Below are 19,190 nucleotides of genomic sequence, written 5' to 3'. Positions count from 1 at the left end.
TTTCGGGGGCCGGGGGAGTCGATCGGTTAGCCTCCCGTCCATGGAGACGATTCTGCACGGCGCCGAGGTGACGCTCCGACCCGCCGTCCCCTCCGACGTTCCGGCGCTGGCCGCGATCCGGGCGACGCCGGAGGTGTACGCGCGCTGGCGCGGCGACATCGACCTCGCCGCCGAGGTCGCCCGTGACCTCGGCGATCCCGACGTCAGCACGCTGGTCGTCGAGGTGGACGGCCGCACGGTCGGTGCCATCCAGTGGGGCCAGGAAACCGATCCGGACTACCGGCACGCGAACATCGACCTCTACCTGGACCCGGCGGCGCACGGCCGGGGCCTGGGCACCGACGCCGTCCGCACCCTGGCCCGGCACCTCGTCACCGACCACGGTTTCCACCGCCTGGTGATCGACCCGGCGGCGGACAACGCCGCCGCCATCCGCTGCTACACCAAGGCCGGCTTCCGCCCGGTCGGCATCATGCGCGACTACGAACGCGGCCCGGACGGCACATGGCACGACGGCCTCCTGATGGACCTGCTGGCCCACGACCTGACCACCGACGCTCACTGACCCCCGGAACTACAGGTGGGTGGGGGCTCGAACACAGAACCCGGCCGCCGTAGGGAACGGCGGCCAGGGCGGGAGCGTAGGCCCGAGGGCCCGCAGTCAGTGGGTGACGGCGGCATTCACGGCTGACGGGCCGGGGAAGTCCCCGGGCAGTGCGTCCATGAGGATTTCGTCGGTCGGCGTTCCTAGCCAGTATCCGGACTGGCGCAGCCGCCCGGACTGGCGGAATCCGGCTTTCTCGTAGGCGCGGATGCCTGGGGTGTTGGGTTCGAGAACCTTGAGCCACACCATGCGAACAGCGGCGAGATGGAACGCCCAGTCCAGGGTGAGGCGGGTCGCCTCGGCCGCGTATCCCTTCCCACGTTCCTCGGGGGCGATGAGCATGATGTATTCAGCGGTGCGTACGGCTTGGTCGAGGTAGAGCACAGTCATGCCGACAGGCTGTTCGTCTTCGAGACGTACCACCTCGAAAGCGGTACGCAGGGGGCTGTTGGCTTGGCCGTCCCAGCCGGAGGCGCGGGTCTCCCATGACTGCGGCATCTGTGTGCCATAGCCCAGCACCGTGCGGGGATGGTTCTCCCACCGGTGGTAGGTGGGCAGCATGTCGTGGCGGGGCATGCCGAGGCCCAGCAGGTCGCCGCGCAAAAGGATGTGAGGCTGGCTCACGCGGTTGCTCCTCTCGTACCCCGGGCTGCTGTTCCGGGGCCGTCTGGCGTGCAGGTCGTCGTGTAGAGGGATGTATCGACGGGAGTGCGGCGGCTGATTGCTCCAGGCACTATGCTCAACCATCCCTCCTTCCCGGCCTGTCGGGTGCTCAGGCTCGCCTCCCGTCCCGTGGCCGGTTCGGTCTTTTACGGCTCTTCGCGGGGCCGTAATGCCGCGCATGTCCCCAAGGGATAGGTGCGTTTCCGGTCTACAGGTGGGTGGGGGGTGGTGTGCCGGGGGTCCATTCTCCGCGTTCGTGGGCTTGTTTGAGTTGTTCCGCCCTGCGGTGGTCGGCTTCGGTGTAGAGGGCTTCGCCGCCGAGGCAGACCGGCAGGGCCTTTCCTCCTCCGGTGTAGAGGGCGGAGGCGACGGCGTATTTGGTGATGCCTTCGGCGTGCATGATGTCGGGCAGTTCGGCCCAGCGCATCGGGGCGGCCGGGGTGAGGGCGCCGGGTTCGGCGTAGCCGCCGGCGAGGACGTAGGTGAGCGTTTCGGGCTGGTGGGTTTGGGGGTTGCGGGGGGTTTGGTCGAGGGCGACGGCCCGCATCACGGTCCTGCGCAGTCCGGTCTGTTCCGCCAGGAGTTGTGCTCCTCGTTCGAGGATCAGTTGGCCTTCGTGGACGAGGCCGCCGGGCAGGTCCCAGTCCGGTGACCCGGGGTGCCGCAGTTGCAGGACGCCGTACTGGTCGCCTCCTGCCAGGACGAGGATGCTGACCTTCACGGTGCGGGTCGTGCTCATGGTTTGGTGCGCCTTTCGTCAGGTGTTGCGGGGGATGACCAGGACGGGTCGTCGTCCGGGGGGTCGCATGGTGGTGTCGGCTTCGAGGAGGAGGGTGTGCACGTTCTGCGGGCGCCGTCCGTGCCGCCGGGCCAGTTCGCTGAGGGAGGCGCCGTTGTCGTATCCGGTACGGAGCAGGTCCGCGACCTTGGCCCGCCATCCCATCCGCCGCCGCAGCGGCAGGCACGCCCGGCCCGTCCCGGGGTCCAGCCCCTGCCCGGTCAGCATCACCGCGACCTCGGCGGGGTCGATCCCCAGGAAGTGACCGATCTCGTAGGGGGTCACCCCGCAGCGGAACATCCCCGCCGCCTTCCCGCTCACCGTGTCCGCTCCCGGCATGCGCCTTCTTGCCCTGTCGTGGGGTGGGTGGTCTGTTCACCGCAAACGGCCGCCGCATAGATGAGCGCGCCACACACCGCACACCGCTTCCCCTCCGGCGTCACGGCCAGCTCACCGCTGTGCGCACACGGGACGTCGGGGTGTTCTCGTGGTTCCGCACTCTGCTCCACGCTTCCTCATTTCTCATTCCTCACTTCCAGGGGCCGATTTCCCGGATGAGGAATATGAGGCAGCGGCATCCGCGCAGTTCCGGCATCAGGCGGGGCATTACTCCGCCTCCTTCACGCCGCACACGCACGCGACGTGCCGGGGCTCGGTGTCCCACTCGCGCCCGTCACGCCGGAGGAACACCTGCACCTCCTGCCGCCCGTTCCGCTCCCACACCAGAACGTCCGTCAGGACGCCCGTGCGGCCGGTCGCCATGTCGGTCACCTCGTGACCCCGGTGGCACATCACCGGATCACTCACCCCCGAGAGCAGCTTCACCCGCTCAACCACCCCGATAACCGGACTCACCGCTCGCCCGCCGGGGAGAACGGACTCCGGCCGTCCGTATGCTTCGTCATGACTGCCTGTCCTTCGTTCAGGTGGTCCACGCCCCGGACCGACACAGAGCGATCGCGGGGGTGCCTTCGTGTCCGTCTACCGTTCCGTTGTTGTCCGTCTGTGCATAGCGGCCTCCCTGTCGGCCAGGTGTTGGCCAACTGTCGGCCACAATGGGAAGCATGAGCAGCGTTGGAGCCAACATCCGGCGGCTACGGAATGCGCGAGGGTGGAGCCAAGGGCGCTTGGCGCGTGAGACATGCCGTGCCGCAGGCGTCCAGGGTGATCCAGTGGGACGGCAGGAGATCAGCCGGTATGAGACAGGGAAGCGCAACCCTCGCGAGTGGCTTTCCTTCATCGCTACCGCGCTCGGTGTCTCTGTTGAAGAATTGCGATCGATGAATTCGTCACCAGACAGTCACCCGGGGGATACGTCTCTTCGGATGCTGAACGACGCCAGAGGCGATGAGTATGCGGAGGCGATCCGCTCCGTATCGCGGCATCTCATTGTGCTTGACAATCAGACCAATGGGCTGCCGATCGCAGAGATGGCCGCCCGAGCGTTCAAGAAAGTTCATCGCCGCCTGGGCGCTGGCGCGTATGAGCAGAAATACGAGCGCGATATTTTGGCGGCGGCAGCCGAATTGGCCGAGATCGCCGGTTGGGCACTCTTCAATGCCGGAGAGTTCGAGGCTTCTCGCCGGTTCAATCAAGAAGCATTGTTTCTCGCCAGGTTGGCCGGGGATCGCTCGATGGAGCTCTTGGTCCTCCAGAACATGGGCATGTTGGCCGGTTGGGTCGGACGGCCTCGTGAGGAATTGCTCATCGCCCGCTCAGTGATGGGTCAGGAACGTCTGACCCCCAGGATCGAATCCATGTTCAGGGCGCGAGAAGCGCAGGCATTGGCGCGGGTGGGGCAAGAGGCTCAGGCCGCGCTCACCTTTCGACGGGCCCGCTCACTTCTGGAGGAGAGCACACCGGACAACATGCCAGCATGGGCATGGTGGATCACGAAGAGCGAAATTGACAGGCAGCAGGGGAGAGCGCTGCACGAAACCGGGCAGTGGCGGGAAGCGATCCCGATTCTTCGCCAAGCGATGGACCCCCGATCGGAAGCGCAAGTCGGCTATCGGAACGTCGCATCCGTGCGCTTGCTCGCCTGCCTGCTCGCGGTCAAGGACTGGCGCGCAGCGGAACAGGAAACGGAGGAGATCATTCCGGCTGTGGGTGAGATGTCTTCTATCGTGTCGCTCAAACTGCTCGGCTCGACGGCGGCAAAAGGTGCCGCAACGACGGATGCCCCAAGCTCCCTCCGGGACGGACTTCACCAGATCTCCGTCGCCATCAACGAAGATCCCTACACCTTCTGACGTGTGGCGCCAATTAATCGGAACATACTGGTCCTATCTTTTTCGGGATGCTGAGGAAATGGAATGTTATTGAAGGGCATCGTGGCGGCGGTGGCCTGAACCTCATCTTTCAGGCGGGTCGAGAACTGCAACCGTGGTGTAGCATGTCAGTCGTAGGCGATTTGAACGATCGACTCTTCAGCCTGATCGGATCCACTTAGGAAGGGCTCAGATGGACAGCATCCGAGAGGCAAAGCAAGCCGTTCGAGAACGCGTGTGGAAATTGCTGGATCAAGAAAATGCCGCTCCGGATGGGGCGGCAGGGCGTATCCCTTCCTTTGTGGGCGCTGATGCTGCTGCCGCGCTACTTGCTGAACATTCGGCATGGCAGAGGGCAACTGTCATAAAAGCGGTCCCTGACAGGGCGCAGTTGCCCGTCAGAGCGCGGGCGCTCGAAGAAGGGAAACGCGTCTACATGGCAGCGTCAAAGCTGGCTGCCCCCAAGCCCTTCTATCTGCTCGACCCGGAAACACTGACCATACCCGCCCGCGAAGCCGCTGAGCGACGTACGGCGGCGAAGTCTGCCCGTCCCGCAGACCTGGACGAGATGCCCGCTGTCGATCTGATCGTTTGTGGCAGCGTGGCTGTCAATTACGAAGGGGTTCGACTTGGCAAGGGTGCTGGATATGCGGATATCGAGGTGGCACTATTGCAGGAAGCCGGGTTGATCCAGCCGCATACTCTCATCGTGACTACTGTTCATGAGCTACAGATTGTGGACGAATCCCTGCCCGAGGCTGGTCACGACTTCCGAGTCGACCTTATTGTCACGCCGGACAGAATCATTGAGTGCGCTCCATACCGTCGCCCTCCAGGGATCATCTGGCAATCGCTCAGCCCGGAAGCCATCGCGGCAATCCCAGCGTTGGCTGGTCGCAGGCCCCAGGCCCGGCCGAAGTAACGTTCAGGAGGCAAGTGGTGCGGTCACGGCGTAGGAGTCCCGGGCCGGACCCACTACCAGAACGTCCGTCAGGACTGTCAGTGCTCGTGCAACGTGGCTGCGCGTTGGTCGCGTTGGTCGAGGTCGGCGGTGGCGGGGAGGTGGCGGACGCGGGTGAGGCGGGCGCGCATGTCGGTGATGGCGTCGGTGACCTTGATGGAGCGGATGCCGCTCGCGTTGTCCAGGAATTCGCTCCAGGTCGCGAAGGCGGCGTCGGTGTCTCCCCGGCGCAGGTGAAGGGTTCCGAGGTCGGCCAGGACGATGGCGCGGGTGCGCCGGCGGTCCAGGCCGTGGATGTGCAGGGCGAGGCGGAGATGTTCTTCGGCAGCGTCCGTCTCACCGAGTTGGGCGAGGATCATCCCGGACTCGTGGGCCCAGCGGCGGGGGCTGTAGTGGGCGGCCCACGAGGTGCCCGGGGCGGCCGGGGCGCGTTCGATGGCGGTGGCTGAGGCCGTCAGTGCGGCGGTGGCGGTGGCGCGGTCTCCGTCCAGGGCGGCGGCGTTGGCTAGCGTGGCCTGGTAGTAGGCCGTCGCGCGGGGGCCGGTGAGGCTGCGGGCCTCGTGGACGCACGCCTCCGACAGACGTACGGCGGCGGCGCGGTGACCGAGGTCGATGGCCTGGACGGCCATGCCGCGCAGGGCCGTTGCCGCCACTTCGGCGTGCCCGGCCTCGGCGGCCAGGCGGTAGGAGTGGGCGTAGTACCGCTGGGCCAGGCCCTGGTGGCCCTCGTCGCCCGCCATCCATCCGGCCAGGTGGACCAACTCGGCGGCGGCGGCGAAAAGTTCGCGTCCAGTCGCTTCCGTGTAGCGGCCGTTGAGCCAGCGGGCGACATCCTCGGTGAGGTAGCGCACGGCCAGGTACCGGGCGTGGCCGCCTCCGAGTTCGGCGGCGGCGTCGCCAAGCGCTTTCGTCATGCTGCGGATTGCCGCGACTTCCCCTTGGCCGACAGCGGCCGTTGCTCCGGTGGCGACAGCGGAGGAACGCCGGGTGACGGCCTCGGCGTCCGGCAGCGCCAGTGCGCCGAGCGCATACGCGCCTGACGCCATGAAGTGCCGTCGCTCCACCAGGTCTCCCAATCCCAACTCGATGACCGAGGCCACAGTATCCACAGAGTCAGCCGGTGGACTCGGTGTGGGAAAGCCTGTTCGGACCTGCTCGGTCTCGGGAGGAGAAAGGTCGAGAACCTGGATGATCCAGGGCAACCAGTAGTCCGGCAGCCGGGTGCCACGCTCCCAGCGGTAGACCGAACTGCGGTCAAGACCGCGTGGACCACGCCCCTCGGCGATGCCCAACTCCCGGGCGAGACGCGCCTGGCTCCAGCCACGCCTGAGCCGGGCGGCTTTGATGAGGGCACCGATGGCGGCATCCCTCGGCGTCATGGCGTGACCGCCCCTTTCCGTGGTCCTGAATGCCTGACCCATACGAGCCGGTATCGCGCCTACCGGTCGGCGGTTTTCACTGTCTGTGCCCGCACGTTGACTGTAGTGCAGTCGGCTGCCGCAGGGAGACCGCCGACTTGTCCCACCCACCTCCCCGCCAGCCGACTCAGGATGAGGAGGGGAAACGTCCCGCGGAATCCGGTGGCGCCGGGTGGCTGCGGTGCCGAGAATCGCCGGGTGCGTGAAGTGGAGCTGTCCGATGGCGTCGTCACTCTGTCCCCGCTGCGCCTGGACGATGTGGATGCCCACCTCGCGGGCGAGGACGAGCTGCTTGCCCGGTATCTCAACGGCGGTCCCGGCACGCGCGAGGGTGTGGCAGCGTACTTCCGGCACTGTCGGGAGCAGTGGCAACTCGCCGGTCCGCTCCGTGCGTTCGGCATCCGGGCGGGTGCCGACGAGACCCTCGCGGGAACGATCGACCTGCGGTTCGACGGGGAGGGCCTGGCTCGCGGCCAGGTGAATGTCGCGTATGGCCTGTACCCGTTCTGGCGGGGGCGTGGACTGGCCACCCGCGCGGTGCTTCTGGCGTCCCGGTACGCGGCCGGTGAGGGTGGGCGGGAAGCGGTGATCCAGGTGGAGCCGGAGAATCCCGCGTCCGCCGCAGTCGCGCGGCGGGCGGGATTCACCCCCGGCAAGCGCACGCACGGCCAGGACGGCACCCGGCTGGACTGGTACGTCCGGGACCTGATCACCGATCCCGCGTGACGGCCCTGCTGCCCCGGCTCGCACAAGAACGTTCGGCGACGCCTGACCAGCGATCCCGGGACCATGCCGAAGCACCACCGTTCGCGGGGAGTTGCCCGAGTGAGGGCGATGGGGATCAGGCCCCGCCGCGTGATCACTAGCTTGTCCCGATGAGGGCGATCAGGTCGGCGGCGCTGGGCCGATCGTCGGCGGCCGGTGTCATGCAGGCGGCGATGATCTCCTCGAAGACGGGGAAGGACCACGGCCGTGCGTTATCGAGCGGGAGGCACTTACCCCCGGCGATGGCCCGGAGTTTGTCCGTCCGTGGGGTGTCGTCGGCGTAGGGGACCGGGCGGTGTCCGGTCCAGCACCAGAACAGGGAGGCGCCGAGTCCCCAGATGTCGGCCGGTGGTCGGACCTGAATGTGGGTGTCGGCGGGTGTGGTCAGGAGGGCGTGGGCGGTCTCCGGGGCGGTGGTGTGGGTCAGGGCGCCCCGGTACGGAAGCCGACCCGTCGTCTCGGGACCGCACGACAGGGCGAAGTCGAGGAGGAAGGCGCGGCCGTCGGGGGCGACGAGGGTGTTGGTGGGCTGCACATCGGCGTGCGCCCAACCGGTGGCGTGCAACCGTTCAAGCTGCTCCGCCCAAGTTCGGGCGACGCGCAGGAGCCATGGCCGCGCCCCCGGCCGGTCGCCCTCGGGGCTGCGAGCCTGGGCCATGGCCTTCCACAGGGGTGTTCCGTCGACCCAGCGGACCGCCAGCCACCGGCCGCCCTCCCATGCGCCGGCATCGATCCGGTACCCGGGGCTGAGGGCGCCCGCCTCAGCGAGGGCGAGAAGGTGCCGGTCCTCCTGCGCCATCTCCGCCGCCTTGTCGCGTCCAGGTGGGGCGTCGGGGCTGTTGGCCTTCAACGCCGCAGTGCCCCTGGAACCGATGACCTTCCATGCACGGGAGCCTCGCCGGTCACTGAGCAGATCGCAGGTGACCGGTCCCAACAGCTCTTCTAGAGCTGCTACTGCTTCAACGGGAGGTGCTGCGCCCACAGTTTGATGTCCTTCGCTCTGTGCGAACTGCCCGCAGGGCTCGGTGGCCGGGAATGGGGATCAGGCATAACGGGCCTTGGTGGTAGGGGAGATGGTGGCTGCGCGGTGACCGAGGTCGATGGCCTGGACGGCCATGCCGCGCAGGGCCGTTGCCGCCACTTCGGCGTGCCCGGCCTCGGCGGCCAGGCGGTAGGAGTGGGCGTAGTACCGCTGGGCCAAACCCTGATGGCCCTCGTCGCCCGCCATCCATCCGGCCAGGCGGACCAACTCGACGGCATCGGCGAAAAGTTCGCGTCCAGTCGCTTCCGTGTAGCGGCCGTTGAGCCAGCGGGCGACGTCCACCGGGGAAGGCTGGAGGGGGTCAGGCCGCTTCGGTGGGCAGGACGTAGGCGCGGGCGAAGTGGGTCTTGATGGTGGCAGCGTGGAGGTGGCCGGCCATGGCCTTGTCGCCTTCGACGCCCATGACGACGTGGATATGGACGAAGCCGTTCTTGATCTCGCCGGTGCCGGTCATCTCCGCAGGGAGGCTGTAGGTGGTGATGTTGTCCTTCAGGGCGTCGTCGGCGGGCATGGTGGAGATGGTGAAGTCCTCCGTGGCGCCGACCAGGGAAACGATCGCCCCCTCGGTGATCCCGGCTTCGGCGAGCTGGCGGTTGAGGGAGGCAACCAGCTCGTCGTTGCGGACTTCGAAGGTGATCATCCAGGGCTCCATCCGATCATCTGGCTCAGTTGCTGAAGCATGACCGATGAACACCATCTCTGGCCAAACACGCCGCCGGAGCCCCCTTCGTCTGGCTCGACGACGACTTCACCTGCGGTTTGAAGGGGAGGGTCTGGCTCTCGGTCAGGTGGATGTCGTCCGTAACGGGCCTTGGTGGTAGGGGAGATGGTGGCGCCGCTACGGTATGGCTTCGGTGTGGTGGCGAAGGGGAGACGCGCGATGCGGGTCTGGAACGTGCTCGTGGGTGTTGTCGTGGCGGGGGCGCTGGCCGCCTGTGGGCTGTCTCTTTTTCACATCTCCGAGCCCACCCATCTCCGAGCCCACGGGCCATGCACGCAAATGCGATGCCGGCTTCGGCGAGAAACACGCCACAATCAGACAATATAGACCGATTACATAGTTAGAAGGGCGGGAGTGGCGGGGTTTCCCAGGACGGTGGTGGCGACGACGCCGAACCCCAGCGGCCCACCGTCCAGTTGGCCGTCCCCGAGGGATACGACACCGGCCAGGGCTGGCAGTCGGACCTCGCGGGCACCCGGTATGTCCTCCCCGGCACCCCGGCGGTGGCCGTTTTCACCGGTGAGGAGACCGCCGAGGGCGGCTTCACCGTGCTGGACGCGGCCGACGGCACGCCGAGTTGGACGAGTGCGCCCGTGCGGGCCGTCGAGGAGGACGGCACCGTGCACTCCCTGACGGTCTCCACCGGCGACGCCGACCACCTCGTGGCCTGGTCGACGGGGACCAGCGGCGCGGACGCCGTGAGCCGGGGCGAGGAGATCGTCTCCCTCGACATCTTCCCCGCGACCGGCTCAGGCGAGGCGGTCGAGCCCGCCCACCACATCGAGATCGACGGCTCGGGCACGGTCACGGACGGCGGCGCGGCCGTGCTCGTCACGGGCGACGACGGCGTCGCGGTCGCGGTGGACCCCGCGACCGGCGAGCGCACGACGTACGACCCGGAGACCCTGGACGTGCCGGACGGCTGCGACGACTGCCCGGTCAGCGGGGAGATCATCGGGGTGACCGAGGCCGGGCCGCTGCTCGTGGACAGCTACGGCTACTCCGGTTTCTGGGTGCCCGGCGCCTGGTCGAGCGGCACCGCCCGGCCGGAGAACGCCGCCGAGGACAGCGCGTTCGTCGATCAGGTCACCGACACCGCGCTCGTCGCCCGGTGGTACGGCAAGGAGGGCAGCTCCGAGACGGTGTGGGCGGTGCTGGACGGCGCGACCGGCGAGACGCGGGCCACGGTGAGGTGCCCGGAGACCTACGGGGCGAACGACACGCCCGCCGAGGACGAGAACCAGGCCGTCTCCGCCGACGGCCGCTATCTGGCGTACGGGCACCGGGTGTTCGACCTGGAGGAGGGGACCGGCCACTGCTTCGCGGAGACGGAGAACACCAACCCGGTCCGGTTCTTCGCGGTGACCGACGACGGCCGGGCGTTCGGCCTGGCCGGCACGGACGAAGGCGACGCCCCGGTCGAACTCGACATCGCCAGTGGCGAGTTCACCGAGATGGCGGCCGGGACCTCGCTGCCGCTGGCGCACCTGCCCGGGATGGGCGTCTTCACCGAGGAGACGGTCGGGACGCTGGTGGCCTACCCGATCGGCTGAGCCGCCCGGGTCGCCCGGCGGGCGGGCCCGTGCGACGCTGGGGGTATGCGCGCCGTCACCGTCCGCCCGCCCGAGCCCGACTCGCTCGCACTCTCCGACCTGCCCGAACCCGAGCCCACAGACGGCGAGTTGCTCGTGGACGGGCTGGCCGTCGGGGTCTGCGGCACCGACCGGGAGATCATCTCCGGCGCGTACGGCCGGGCACCGGAGGGCCACCGGCGGCTGGTCCTCGGGCACGAGTCGCTCGGCCGGGTCCGCCAGGCCCCGCCCGGCAGCGGGTTCGCCGCCGGGGACCTCGTCGTCGGCGTCGTCCGGCGCCCCGACCCCGAGCCGTGCGGGGCGTGCGCGCACGGGGAGTTCGACATGTGCCGCAACGACGGGTACACCGAGCGCGGCATCAAGGAACGCGACGGCTACGCGGCCGAGGTGTGGACCGTGGAGCCCGGGTACGCCGTCCCGCTCGATCCGGGACTCGAACGGGTCGGGGTCCTGATGGAGCCGGCCAGCGTGGTGGCCAAGGCATGGGAGCAGGTCGAACGCGTCGGCGCCCGCGCCTGGTTCGCGCCGCGCCGGGTGCTGGTCACCGGGGCGGGCCCGATCGGGCTGCTGGCCGCGCTGCTCGGCGCGCAGCGGGGACTCGACGTCCACGTGCTGGACCGGGTCACCGGGGGACCGAAACCCGGCCTGGTCGCGGACCTCGGCGCGACCTACCACACCGACGAACTGGACAAGGTCACCTCGGCGCTCCAGCCGGACATCGTGATCGAAGCGACCGGCGTCGGCCGCCTCGTCCTGGACGCCATGGCGGGCACCGCGCCCTACGGCGTCATCTGCCTGACCGGCGTCTCCCCGTCCGGCCGCCACCTCACCGTGGACGCGGGCTGCCTCAACCGGGAGCTGGTGCTGGAGAACAACGTGGTGGTGGGCTCCGTCAACGCCAACCTCCGCCACTACCGGCAGGCCGCCGAAGCCCTGGCCGGGGCCGACGCCGCGTGGCTGGAACGGCTGATCACCCGCCGCGTGCCGCTGGACCGCTTCGCGGAGGCGTACGCCCCGGCGCCCGAGGACATCAAGGTGGTCCTCACCCTCGGGGAGTGACGTCTCCCCTCCCGCCGCTCCTTTTGCGCGATGCCCCGGACGGGCGCACGCTGGAGGGCGAGGAAGGGAGTCTCACGATGACGCAGCACGCGCACGCCGCCCCGGAGACCGACCGTCCGGTGGTCGGCTCGTACGACACCTACGAGGGGGCGCAGCGCGCGGTGGACTTCCTGTCCGACGACCACTTCCCCGTGGAGCGCACCGCGATCGTCGGCTCGGACCTGCGCATGGTCGAGACGGTCCTCGGGCGGATGACACGCGGCAAGGCCGCGCTGGCCGGGGCCGGCACGGGCGCCTGGTTCGGGCTGCTGGTCGGCCTGCTGCTGTCCGTGTTCGCCGCGGGGGGTCACGCCGTGCTGATCCTGATGCTGAGCGGCCTGCTCTACGGCGCGCTCTTCGGCGCCGTCTTCGGCTTCGCGAGCCACGCCTTCAGCGGGGGGCACCGGGACTTCGCCTCGCGCAGCCGCATCGTCGCCGCCCGCTACGACGTGGTGGCCGACACCGAGGTCTCCGAGGACGCCAGGAACCGGCTGATCAAGCTCGGCTGGCGCGAGAGCTGAGCGCGCCGCACCCGCCGCGCGAGGCGGGCCCGCCCGAGACTCCGGCCCGGCCGAAAACGAGTCCTCGGTCGGGCCGGACGGAAACGGGTCACCCGGGAAAACGCTCCGCCCGCCCGCGCGGTTCCCGTTTGCGCCGATGAATATTTCCGGCCGGTCGGCGGGCCGGTCGGCGGCCGGTCCGCCACGGCTCCGCTACGGCGTCGCGCTGATCCGGCGGACCTCGGCGAGGGCCTCGGTGAGCCAGGCGATCCAGCCGGACTCGAAGCCGATGCCGGCCCGCAGCACCAGCAGCCGCAGCCGGTCCTCCGGCATGTCGCGGTCCGGCGGGAAGTCCCGCTTCTCGATCGCCTCGTACTCGGCCAACTGCCGCTCGTGCTGGGCAAGATGGCGACTCAGCTCGTCCTCGATCCCCTCCGTGCCGACCACGGCCGCCGCCCGCAGCCGCAACAGCAGCGGGTCGCGCATGGGGCGCGGGAGCATGCTCGTGGACGTCCACGACGCCAGTTCCGCGCGGCCGGCGGGCAGCACCTCGTACTCCTTGCGCCCGCCCCGCGCCGGCTGCGCGGACGGCAGCGCCCGGATCAGTCCCGCCTCCTCCAGGCGGCCCAGCTCGCGGTAGATCTGCTGGTGCGTCGCGGACCAGAAGTAGCCGATCGACCGGTCGAAGCGGCGGGTCAGCTCCAGACCGGAGGAGGGCTTTTCGAGCAGGGCGGTGAGGATGGCGTGCGGGAGGGACATGTCAGGCATCCTAGGGACCGGCCGCCGGGGGGTCAGAGGGTCGCGGCCAGCTCCGTTCCCTGCTTGATGGCGCGCTTGGCGTCCAGTTCGGCGGCCACGTCGGCGCCGCCGATGAGGTGCGGGGTCCGGCCGGCGGCGCGCAGCGCCTCGTACAGGTCCCGGCGCGGCTCCTGCCCGGTGCACAGCACGACCGTGTCGACGGGCAGCACGTGGGCGGCGCCGTCCACGGTGATGTGCAGCCCGGCGTCGTCGATCCGGTCGTACGCGGCGCCCGGGACCATGGTGACGCCGCGCTGCCGCAGCTCCGTGCGGTGGATCCAGCCCGTCGTACGGCCCAGACCGGCGCCGACCTTGGAGGTCTTGCGCTGGAGCAGGTGCACGGAGCGCGGGGGACGGGCGCGCTCCGGCGTGCCCAGCCCGCCGCGCGCCCGGTAGGAGGTGTCCACGCCCCAGTGGCGGAAGTACGTCTCCGGGTCCAGGCTCGCCTTCTCGCCGCCGTCGGTGAGGTACTCGGCGATGTCGAAGCCGATGCCGCCCGCGCCGACGACCGCGACCCGTTCGCCGACCTCGGCGCCGCCGCGCAGCACATCGACGTAGCTGACCACCATCGGGTGGTCCACGCCGGGGATCTCCGGCACGCGCGGGGTGACGCCGGTGGCGACGACGATCTCGTCGAACCCGGGCGAGGCTTCCAGGAGTTCGGGTGTGACGGTGGTGTCGAGGCGGACGTCCACGCCGTGGGCGGCGAGCTGGACGCGGTAGTACCGCAGGGTCTCGTCGAACTCCTCCTTGCCGGGCACCCGCCGGGCCATGGTGAGCTGGCCGCCGATCCGGTCGTCCGCGTCGAACAGGGTGACGTGGTGCCCGCGTTCGGCGGCGGCGACGGCGCACGACAGCCCGGCCGGGCCGGCGCCGACGATCGCGATCCGCTTGCGGCGGCGGGTGGGGGAGAGGACCAGCTCGGTCTCGTGCGCGGCGCGCGGGTTCACCAGGCAGGAGGCGATCCGGAGGCTGAACGTGTGGTCCAGGCACGCCTGGTTGCAGCCGATGCAGGTGTTGATCTCCTCGGCGCGTCCGGCGGCGGACTTGGCGACGAAGTCGGGGTCGGCGAGGAACGGCCGGGCCATCGACACCATGTCGGCGCAGCCCGTGGCGAGCAACTCCTCGGCCTTCTCCGGGGTGTTGACGCGATTGCTGGTGATCAGCGGGATGGAGACGGAGCCCATCAGCCGCTGGGTGACCCAGGCGAAGGCGCCGCGCGGCACGGAGGTGGCGATGGTGGGGATGCGGGCCTCGTGCCAGCCGATGCCGGTGTTGAGGAGGGTGGCCCCGGCCGCCTCGATCTCCCGGGCCAGCAGCGTGACTTCCTCCAGCGTGGAGCCACCGGGGACGAGATCGAGCATGGAGAGCCGGTAGACGATGATGAACGCGGGCCCGACGCGCTCGCGCGTGCGGCGGACGATCTCGACGGGGAAGCGGATGCGGTTCTCGTACGGGCCGCCCCAGCGGTCGGTGCGGTGGTTGGTGGCCGCGGCGATGAACTCGTTGATCAGGTAGCCCTCGGAGCCCATGATCTCCACGCCGTCGTACCCGGCGAGCTTGGCCAGCTCGGCCGCGCGGACGAACTCCTCGATCGTCTCCTCGACTTCGTCGTCGGTGAGGGCGCGCGGGGTGTGCATGCTGATGGGCGCCCGGAGCGCGCTGGGCGCCACCAGATCGTCGTGATAGGCGTACCGGCCGAAGTGCAGGATCTGGAGGGCGATCCGGCCGCCCTCGCGGTGAACGGCGCCGGTGACGGTGGTGTGCCGTTCGGCTTCTTCCTCGGTGGTCAGCATGGCGCCGCCCTCCCAGGGTCGGCCGCGCTCGCCGGGCGCGATGCCGCCGGTGACCATCAGACCGACGCCGCCCCGGGCGCGGGCGGCGTAGAAGGCGGCCATCCGCTCGAAGCCGCCCTCGGCCTCCTCGAGCCCGAGGTGCATGGAGCCCATCAGGACCCGGTTGGGCAGCGTGGTGAAGCCCAGGTCCAGCGGGCTCAGCAGGTGCGGGTACGGAGTCATCGGCGCCTCCTCGGGCGTGCGGTCGGCCGAAGCCATTATGCAACGAGTTGCACAAGATGCCAGGGGCCCGCCCCCGGCGTGACCAACGCCTCAATCCGGCACCCTGCCGCCCCACTTCGGCCAACTCCCCTGTGTCGCGCGCTACTTCGTGGAACGATGTGGTCAGCGCCCGCATACGCTGCGTGTGCGCGGGGGCGCGCGATGTGCGGGGGGCCGCGCGAGAAGCAGGAGCCACAGGGGGCGGAAGTGGTCACGCGACCGGAGCATCCACGAGGGATCAGAGGCATCGAGATCCTGTTCGACCAGTGCCGCAGGCGTCCGGGACAGAACCGCGAGGAGCGGCGGCGGGGCCGCGAGCTGCCCCTCATCGTGCTCCTCGGCCGGCGCGGCAGCGGCAAGACGGCGACGCTCAACTGGCTCGGCTGGATCGCCTCCACCCGGCCGCACGCGGCGTACGACTTCGCCTCGGACGCGCCACGAAGGCCCCATGAGGTCGCCGCCCGCCTCGCCTTCGGCCTCTCCTACCGGCACCGCAACCAGCCACCGATCCGCTTCCCCCGCCTCACCCTCGGCCTGATCGTCGTCCGCATGGGCCTCAGCTTCGAACTCGGCGGAAGCGACCCGCGCGACGAGCTCCGCCAGGCGCTGCGCCAGATCAGGAAGGACGGCGCGGGCGAGAACGGACCCGTCCTGCCCGAGGTGGTGGCCCTCCTCCAGGACCTCAACCTCCTCCAGTTCCCCGGCGCGACCCTGCTGCTGAGCCTCGTCCGCAGCGGCCTGCCCCGCCTCCCCGTCGGCCTGCTGTGGCGCACCGGCCTCGCCTGGTACGGCGCCCGGCAGGAGTACGTGGGGCTCGACGCGCTGGTCGCCCTCAACCGGCTCCACCAGAGCGAGACCCACGGCGACCGCGCGGCCGTGGACCGCACCCTGTGCGAGGCATTCGTCGCCGACCTGCGCGCCCACTACGCCCGGTACGACCGCGACCGCGCCTGCGTCCTCCTCCTCGACAACATCGACCGGAACCGGGGCCGGCAGTTCCTCGACCTCCTGGTGGACATCCGCGAGCACGCCACCACCCCCGACGGACGCGAGGAGTTCGACCCGCTGCTCGTCGTCGCCACCGCCTCCGACAGCGGACGCGTCCCCGGCACCTTCGACCCCGCGTCACGCGGCCTGCGGCTGACCGCCCCCGAGGACGCCTCGTACGCGGCGTGGGAGCGGGCCAGGCCGCGCCCCGCCGTGGACCCGGCGTGGCGCTGGTACCCCGTGGTCCTCCGCGACCTGACCGCCGACGAGGTGGGGAAGCTCGCCGAGAGCGTCCCCCGGCTCGCGGGGGCCCCGCCCCTCGTCCACCGCCTCACCTACGGCCACCCGTGGAGCGTGCGGCGGCTCCACGACGTCGTCCGCCGGGCCATCGCCCGGGGCGACGCGGACACCGCGCTCCGCACGGTGCTGGAGGCGGACTGGCCGTCCCCGGAAGCCGACGCGCCGCCCGAACCGTTCGCCCGCGCCGCCCTGCGCTACCTGCTGACGGACGCCACCGACGACCGGCTCGCCGCCCTCACCACCTGCGCGGCGGCCCGCGAACTCGACGCGGCCGTGGACGCCGGGCTCCTCGACGACGCCCGGCACCCGCTGCTGCTGGAGGAGGTCGGCGCCCGGCTGTGGCTGGGACCCCCGGTGCCCGAGGACGCCGGGACCCGCGGCGGCCACGGAAGCGGCTACCTGCCCGAACGCTGCCACCCCGTCCCGCTGCCCGGCCGGCCCGTGCTCCACCCCTGGCTGCGGCTCCTGCTGCTGCGGGAGCTGGCCACCCGCCCGGCGGGCGACGCGCCCGACTGGACGGCCACCCACACCACGCTCCGCGACTGGTACCACACCCAGGGCCAACCGCTCGACGAGTACTACCACCGGCTGGCGCTGGGCGAGCTGGAGACGGTCGTGGACCGGCTGCACGTCAGCCTCGGCACCCTGCCCGACGTGGACGCCTGGCTCTACGAGCTGTACGCGGTCACCGCCGCGCCGTCGCGCGATCCGGTCAACCCCGGCCCGCCCGCGTCGCGCCGGGCGCTGCGGCTCGCCGAGGAACTGGCCCCCCGCTCGTTCCGCGACCACCGCGCGCTCACCGTCCTGGTCACGTCCCTGTGGCTGGCCACCGACCCGCGCAACCGGCTGCCCGTCACCGCCCCCGAGCTGAACCACACCATCGGCGCGATGTTCCGCGAACTGGGCACCCACGCCCAGCCGCGCGCCGCCGGCCTCCTGCACGAGGCCCACCGGTACGCGGAACGCGCGTGACGGGCCGGCGGCGTGCGCTTGGGCAGCGACGGCTTCGGCAGCGACAGATCCGGCAGCGAAGGTTTCGGCAGCGACAGATCCGGCAGCGACAGGAGGGAGCGGCGCGATGACACCGCCCACCGGACCCGATACCCAGGTGCCCTGGCACCGGACGTGGCGGGGCAGGAGCCTGGCCCTGGTCACCGTCCTGGCCGTCTGCGGCGCCGCCCTGTTCTGGTGGCTGCGGTCGGAGGACACGAGGTGCGCCGACGGCGTCGAGCGGATCGGCGAGGGCGACCAGCGCGAGTGCGTCGGCGTCACCGACGGCGCGTTCTCGTTCGACGGCGACCTCGACGGGGTCTTCGGCCTGATCCACGCCGAGAACGAGCGCGTGGTCGCCGAGGCGGAGAGCGGCAACGGCGTCCCCTACGTCAGCGTCGTGTACCTGCTGCCGATGACCCCCGACCCCGGGGAGAGCAACTCCCGTGACTCGATCCGGCACGAACTCGAAGGGGCGTTCACCGCGCAGTGGGAGGCGAACCAGACGTCGGCCCACGGCGAGTCGCCGCAGATCCGCCTCCTGCTCGCCCACCCCGGCCGCACCGACGAGCAGCGCGAGTTCACCATCGGCGAGATCACCGAACGCCGGGACGAGGACCGGATCGTGGCCGTGGCGGGCCGGGGCACCAGCCTCCAGGCCACCCAGCAGATGGTGGCCGACCTGGCCGCGGCGGACATCGCCTCCTTCGGCGCCGTGCTGACCTCCGACCTGCTCGCGGAGACCCGCGGCCTGGTCCGGGTCGCGCCGCCCAACGGCGATGAGGCCGCCGCCGCCGTCCAGTACCTGTCGGACGGCGACCGCGCCGACGACCGGGTGCTGCTGGTGCGCGACGGCAACGTGGAAGACCAGTACACGGCCACCCTCGCCGACGAGTTCGCCCGGCAACTCCCGGAGGACCGGTTCGTGACCGGGCAGCCCATGCAGTTCGACTCCTCGCAGAGCGGCCTTGCCACCTACTTCAGCAACGAGATGGCCAACCTCTGTCTCCAGGAACCCGACGTCGTCTACTTCGCCGGCCGCAGCCGCGACCTCGCCGCGTTCCTCGGCCCGCTGGCGGAACGCCAGTGCCAGGACACGCCGATCACCGTGCTCTCCGGCGACGACGCGTCCCAGACCGTGCAGCAGGAGACGTTCGACAACGTGCGGCAGGCCCTCGACCTCGGGCAGATCGAACTCGTCTACACCGGTCTGGCCCACCCCGGCGCCTGGGAGGAAGCACCCTCCGCGTTCAGCCCGACCGCCATCAGCGCGTTCCTGACGGGCGGCACGTTCGTCACGACCTTCCCCGAGAGCGACCTGGGCGACGGCCAGGCGATCATGGCCCACGACGCGCTCCTCACGGCCGTCACGGCGATCAGGAGCGTCGCCACCCCGGAGTACACGGACATCACCAGCAGCGACGTCTTCCAGCAGATCACGACCCTGCACGACGCCAACGCCGTCGCCGGAGCGAGCGGCTGGATCTCCATCGGCACCGACGGCAGCCCGGAGAGCAAGGCGATCCCAATCATCCGCATCGACGAACACGGCACCCTGACCACAGTCGCCGTCACCTCCTCAACCGGCACCCCCTACACCCCCGCCCCCACGGGCTGACGTCACGAATGAGCGAGGATCTTCCGCT

Annotated in this window: 18 protein-coding genes and 3 pseudogenes; 10 read left to right on the top strand and 11 right to left on the bottom strand. The window is 70.3% G+C overall.

The window, feature by feature from the left end:
* Positions 1-40: 40 nt before the first annotated feature.
* On the top strand, positions 41-565 hold the full coding sequence (locus BN2279_RS21060) for a GNAT family N-acetyltransferase (RefSeq protein ID WP_079032352.1): 525 nt from the start codon (positions 41-43) through the stop codon (positions 563-565).
* 96 nt (positions 566-661) lie between these two features.
* On the opposite strand, the gene BN2279_RS21055 is transcribed toward BN2279_RS21060, so the two are convergent.
* The 4 genes from BN2279_RS21055 to BN2279_RS21040 all read right to left on the bottom strand — a co-directional run bounded on the left by BN2279_RS21055 (position 662) and on the right by BN2279_RS21040 (position 2,870).
* On the bottom strand, positions 662-1,228 hold the full coding sequence (locus tag BN2279_RS21055) for a GNAT family N-acetyltransferase (RefSeq protein WP_234348027.1): 567 nt from the start codon (positions 1,226-1,228) through the stop codon (positions 662-664).
* Positions 1,229-1,475: 247 nt separating this feature from the next.
* The gene (locus BN2279_RS21050) at positions 1,476-2,006 is read right to left on the bottom strand and encodes an NUDIX hydrolase (RefSeq protein WP_059011903.1); all 531 of its coding nucleotides are present in this window, start codon (positions 2,004-2,006) and stop codon (positions 1,476-1,478) included.
* Between the two features lie 18 nt (positions 2,007-2,024).
* Complete coding sequence (locus BN2279_RS21045; RefSeq protein WP_159037298.1) at positions 2,025-2,384, bottom strand: helix-turn-helix domain-containing protein; 360 nt, start codon at positions 2,382-2,384, stop codon at positions 2,025-2,027.
* 267 nt (positions 2,385-2,651) lie between these two features.
* Positions 2,652-2,870, bottom strand: a complete 219-nt coding sequence (locus BN2279_RS21040; RefSeq protein WP_059011899.1) for a hypothetical protein — start codon at positions 2,868-2,870, stop codon at positions 2,652-2,654.
* A 230-nt stretch (positions 2,871-3,100) separates the two neighbouring features.
* On the opposite strand from BN2279_RS21040, the pseudogene BN2279_RS30780 reads away from it, so the two are divergent.
* The 3 genes and pseudogenes from BN2279_RS30780 to BN2279_RS28005 all read left to right on the top strand — a co-directional run.
* Positions 3,101-3,310, top strand: a pseudogene (locus tag BN2279_RS30780) (helix-turn-helix transcriptional regulator); the annotation flags it as partial.
* 60 nt (positions 3,311-3,370) lie between these two features.
* Positions 3,371-4,297 (top strand): NsdA family TPR-like regulatory protein, encoded by a 927-nt coding sequence (locus BN2279_RS21035; protein ID WP_234348058.1) that lies wholly within the window; start codon positions 3,371-3,373, stop codon positions 4,295-4,297.
* A 211-nt stretch (positions 4,298-4,508) separates the two neighbouring features.
* A complete protein-coding gene (locus BN2279_RS28005) occupies positions 4,509-5,237 on the top strand; it encodes a 5-formyltetrahydrofolate cyclo-ligase (RefSeq protein WP_079032349.1) in 729 nt (242 codons plus the stop codon).
* A gap of 77 nt (positions 5,238-5,314) precedes the next feature.
* Here the strand turns inward: BN2279_RS28005 and BN2279_RS21030 are convergent, their stop codons facing one another.
* The gene (locus BN2279_RS21030) at positions 5,315-6,322 is read right to left on the bottom strand and encodes an NsdA family TPR-like regulatory protein (RefSeq protein ID WP_407702291.1); all 1,008 of its coding nucleotides are present in this window, start codon (positions 6,320-6,322) and stop codon (positions 5,315-5,317) included.
* Between the two features lie 120 nt (positions 6,323-6,442).
* Positions 6,443-6,655, bottom strand: a pseudogene (locus tag BN2279_RS31220) (helix-turn-helix domain-containing protein); the annotation flags it as partial.
* A gap of 237 nt (positions 6,656-6,892) precedes the next feature.
* Between BN2279_RS31220 and BN2279_RS21025 the strand changes: the two are divergent.
* Positions 6,893-7,420, top strand: coding sequence for a GNAT family N-acetyltransferase (locus tag BN2279_RS21025; protein WP_234348026.1), 528 nt, complete (start codon positions 6,893-6,895; stop codon positions 7,418-7,420).
* Positions 7,421-7,556: 136 nt separating this feature from the next.
* On the opposite strand, the gene BN2279_RS21020 is transcribed toward BN2279_RS21025, so the two are convergent.
* From BN2279_RS21020 to BN2279_RS28945, 3 genes and pseudogenes are all read right to left on the bottom strand, one after another.
* The gene (locus tag BN2279_RS21020) at positions 7,557-8,309 is read right to left on the bottom strand and encodes a protein kinase domain-containing protein (RefSeq protein ID WP_234348025.1); all 753 of its coding nucleotides are present in this window, start codon (positions 8,307-8,309) and stop codon (positions 7,557-7,559) included.
* A 237-nt stretch (positions 8,310-8,546) separates the two neighbouring features.
* Positions 8,547-8,783, bottom strand: a pseudogene (locus tag BN2279_RS21015) (tetratricopeptide repeat protein); the annotation flags it as partial.
* A gap of 19 nt (positions 8,784-8,802) precedes the next feature.
* Positions 8,803-9,141, bottom strand: a complete 339-nt coding sequence (locus BN2279_RS28945) for a PCC domain-containing protein (RefSeq protein WP_107115542.1) — start codon at positions 9,139-9,141, stop codon at positions 8,803-8,805.
* Positions 9,142-9,638: 497 nt separating this feature from the next.
* Between BN2279_RS28945 and BN2279_RS21005 the strand changes: the two genes are divergently transcribed.
* The 3 genes from BN2279_RS21005 to BN2279_RS20995 all read left to right on the top strand — a co-directional run bounded on the left by BN2279_RS21005 (position 9,639) and on the right by BN2279_RS20995 (position 12,433).
* Complete coding sequence (locus BN2279_RS21005; protein WP_059011890.1) at positions 9,639-10,775, top strand: hypothetical protein; 1,137 nt, start codon at positions 9,639-9,641, stop codon at positions 10,773-10,775.
* A gap of 45 nt (positions 10,776-10,820) precedes the next feature.
* Positions 10,821-11,873 carry a glucose 1-dehydrogenase gene (locus BN2279_RS21000; protein ID WP_059011889.1) on the top strand — a complete coding sequence of 351 codons (1,053 nt, stop codon included), beginning with the start codon at positions 10,821-10,823 and terminating at the stop codon, positions 11,871-11,873.
* Positions 11,874-11,950: 77 nt separating this feature from the next.
* A complete protein-coding gene (locus BN2279_RS20995; protein ID WP_059011886.1) occupies positions 11,951-12,433 on the top strand; it encodes a general stress protein in 483 nt (160 codons plus the stop codon).
* Between the two features lie 192 nt (positions 12,434-12,625).
* Here the strand turns inward: BN2279_RS20995 and BN2279_RS20990 are convergent, their stop codons facing one another.
* Both BN2279_RS20990 and BN2279_RS20985 read right to left on the bottom strand, forming a co-directional pair.
* The gene (locus BN2279_RS20990) at positions 12,626-13,171 is read right to left on the bottom strand and encodes a PadR family transcriptional regulator (RefSeq protein WP_059011884.1); all 546 of its coding nucleotides are present in this window, start codon (positions 13,169-13,171) and stop codon (positions 12,626-12,628) included.
* A 32-nt stretch (positions 13,172-13,203) separates the two neighbouring features.
* Positions 13,204-15,228 carry an NADPH-dependent 2,4-dienoyl-CoA reductase gene (locus tag BN2279_RS20985; protein WP_059011882.1) on the bottom strand — a complete coding sequence of 675 codons (2,025 nt, stop codon included), beginning with the start codon at positions 15,226-15,228 and terminating at the stop codon, positions 13,204-13,206.
* A gap of 246 nt (positions 15,229-15,474) precedes the next feature.
* Between BN2279_RS20985 and BN2279_RS20980 the strand changes: the two genes are divergently transcribed.
* Positions 15,475-17,526 carry a hypothetical protein gene (locus tag BN2279_RS20980; RefSeq protein ID WP_159037296.1) on the top strand — a complete coding sequence of 684 codons (2,052 nt, stop codon included), beginning with the start codon at positions 15,475-15,477 and terminating at the stop codon, positions 17,524-17,526.
* Positions 17,527-17,632: 106 nt separating this feature from the next.
* Complete coding sequence (locus tag BN2279_RS20975) at positions 17,633-19,162, top strand: type 1 periplasmic-binding domain-containing protein (protein WP_059011880.1); 1,530 nt, start codon at positions 17,633-17,635, stop codon at positions 19,160-19,162.
* The last annotated feature ends 28 nt before the right edge of the window (positions 19,163-19,190 follow it).

Source organism: Streptomyces specialis (assembly GCF_001493375.1).
Taxonomy (GTDB): Bacteria; Actinomycetota; Actinomycetes; order Streptomycetales; family Streptomycetaceae; genus Streptomyces; species Streptomyces specialis.
This window is presented reverse-complemented; position numbering and strand designations above follow the sequence as displayed.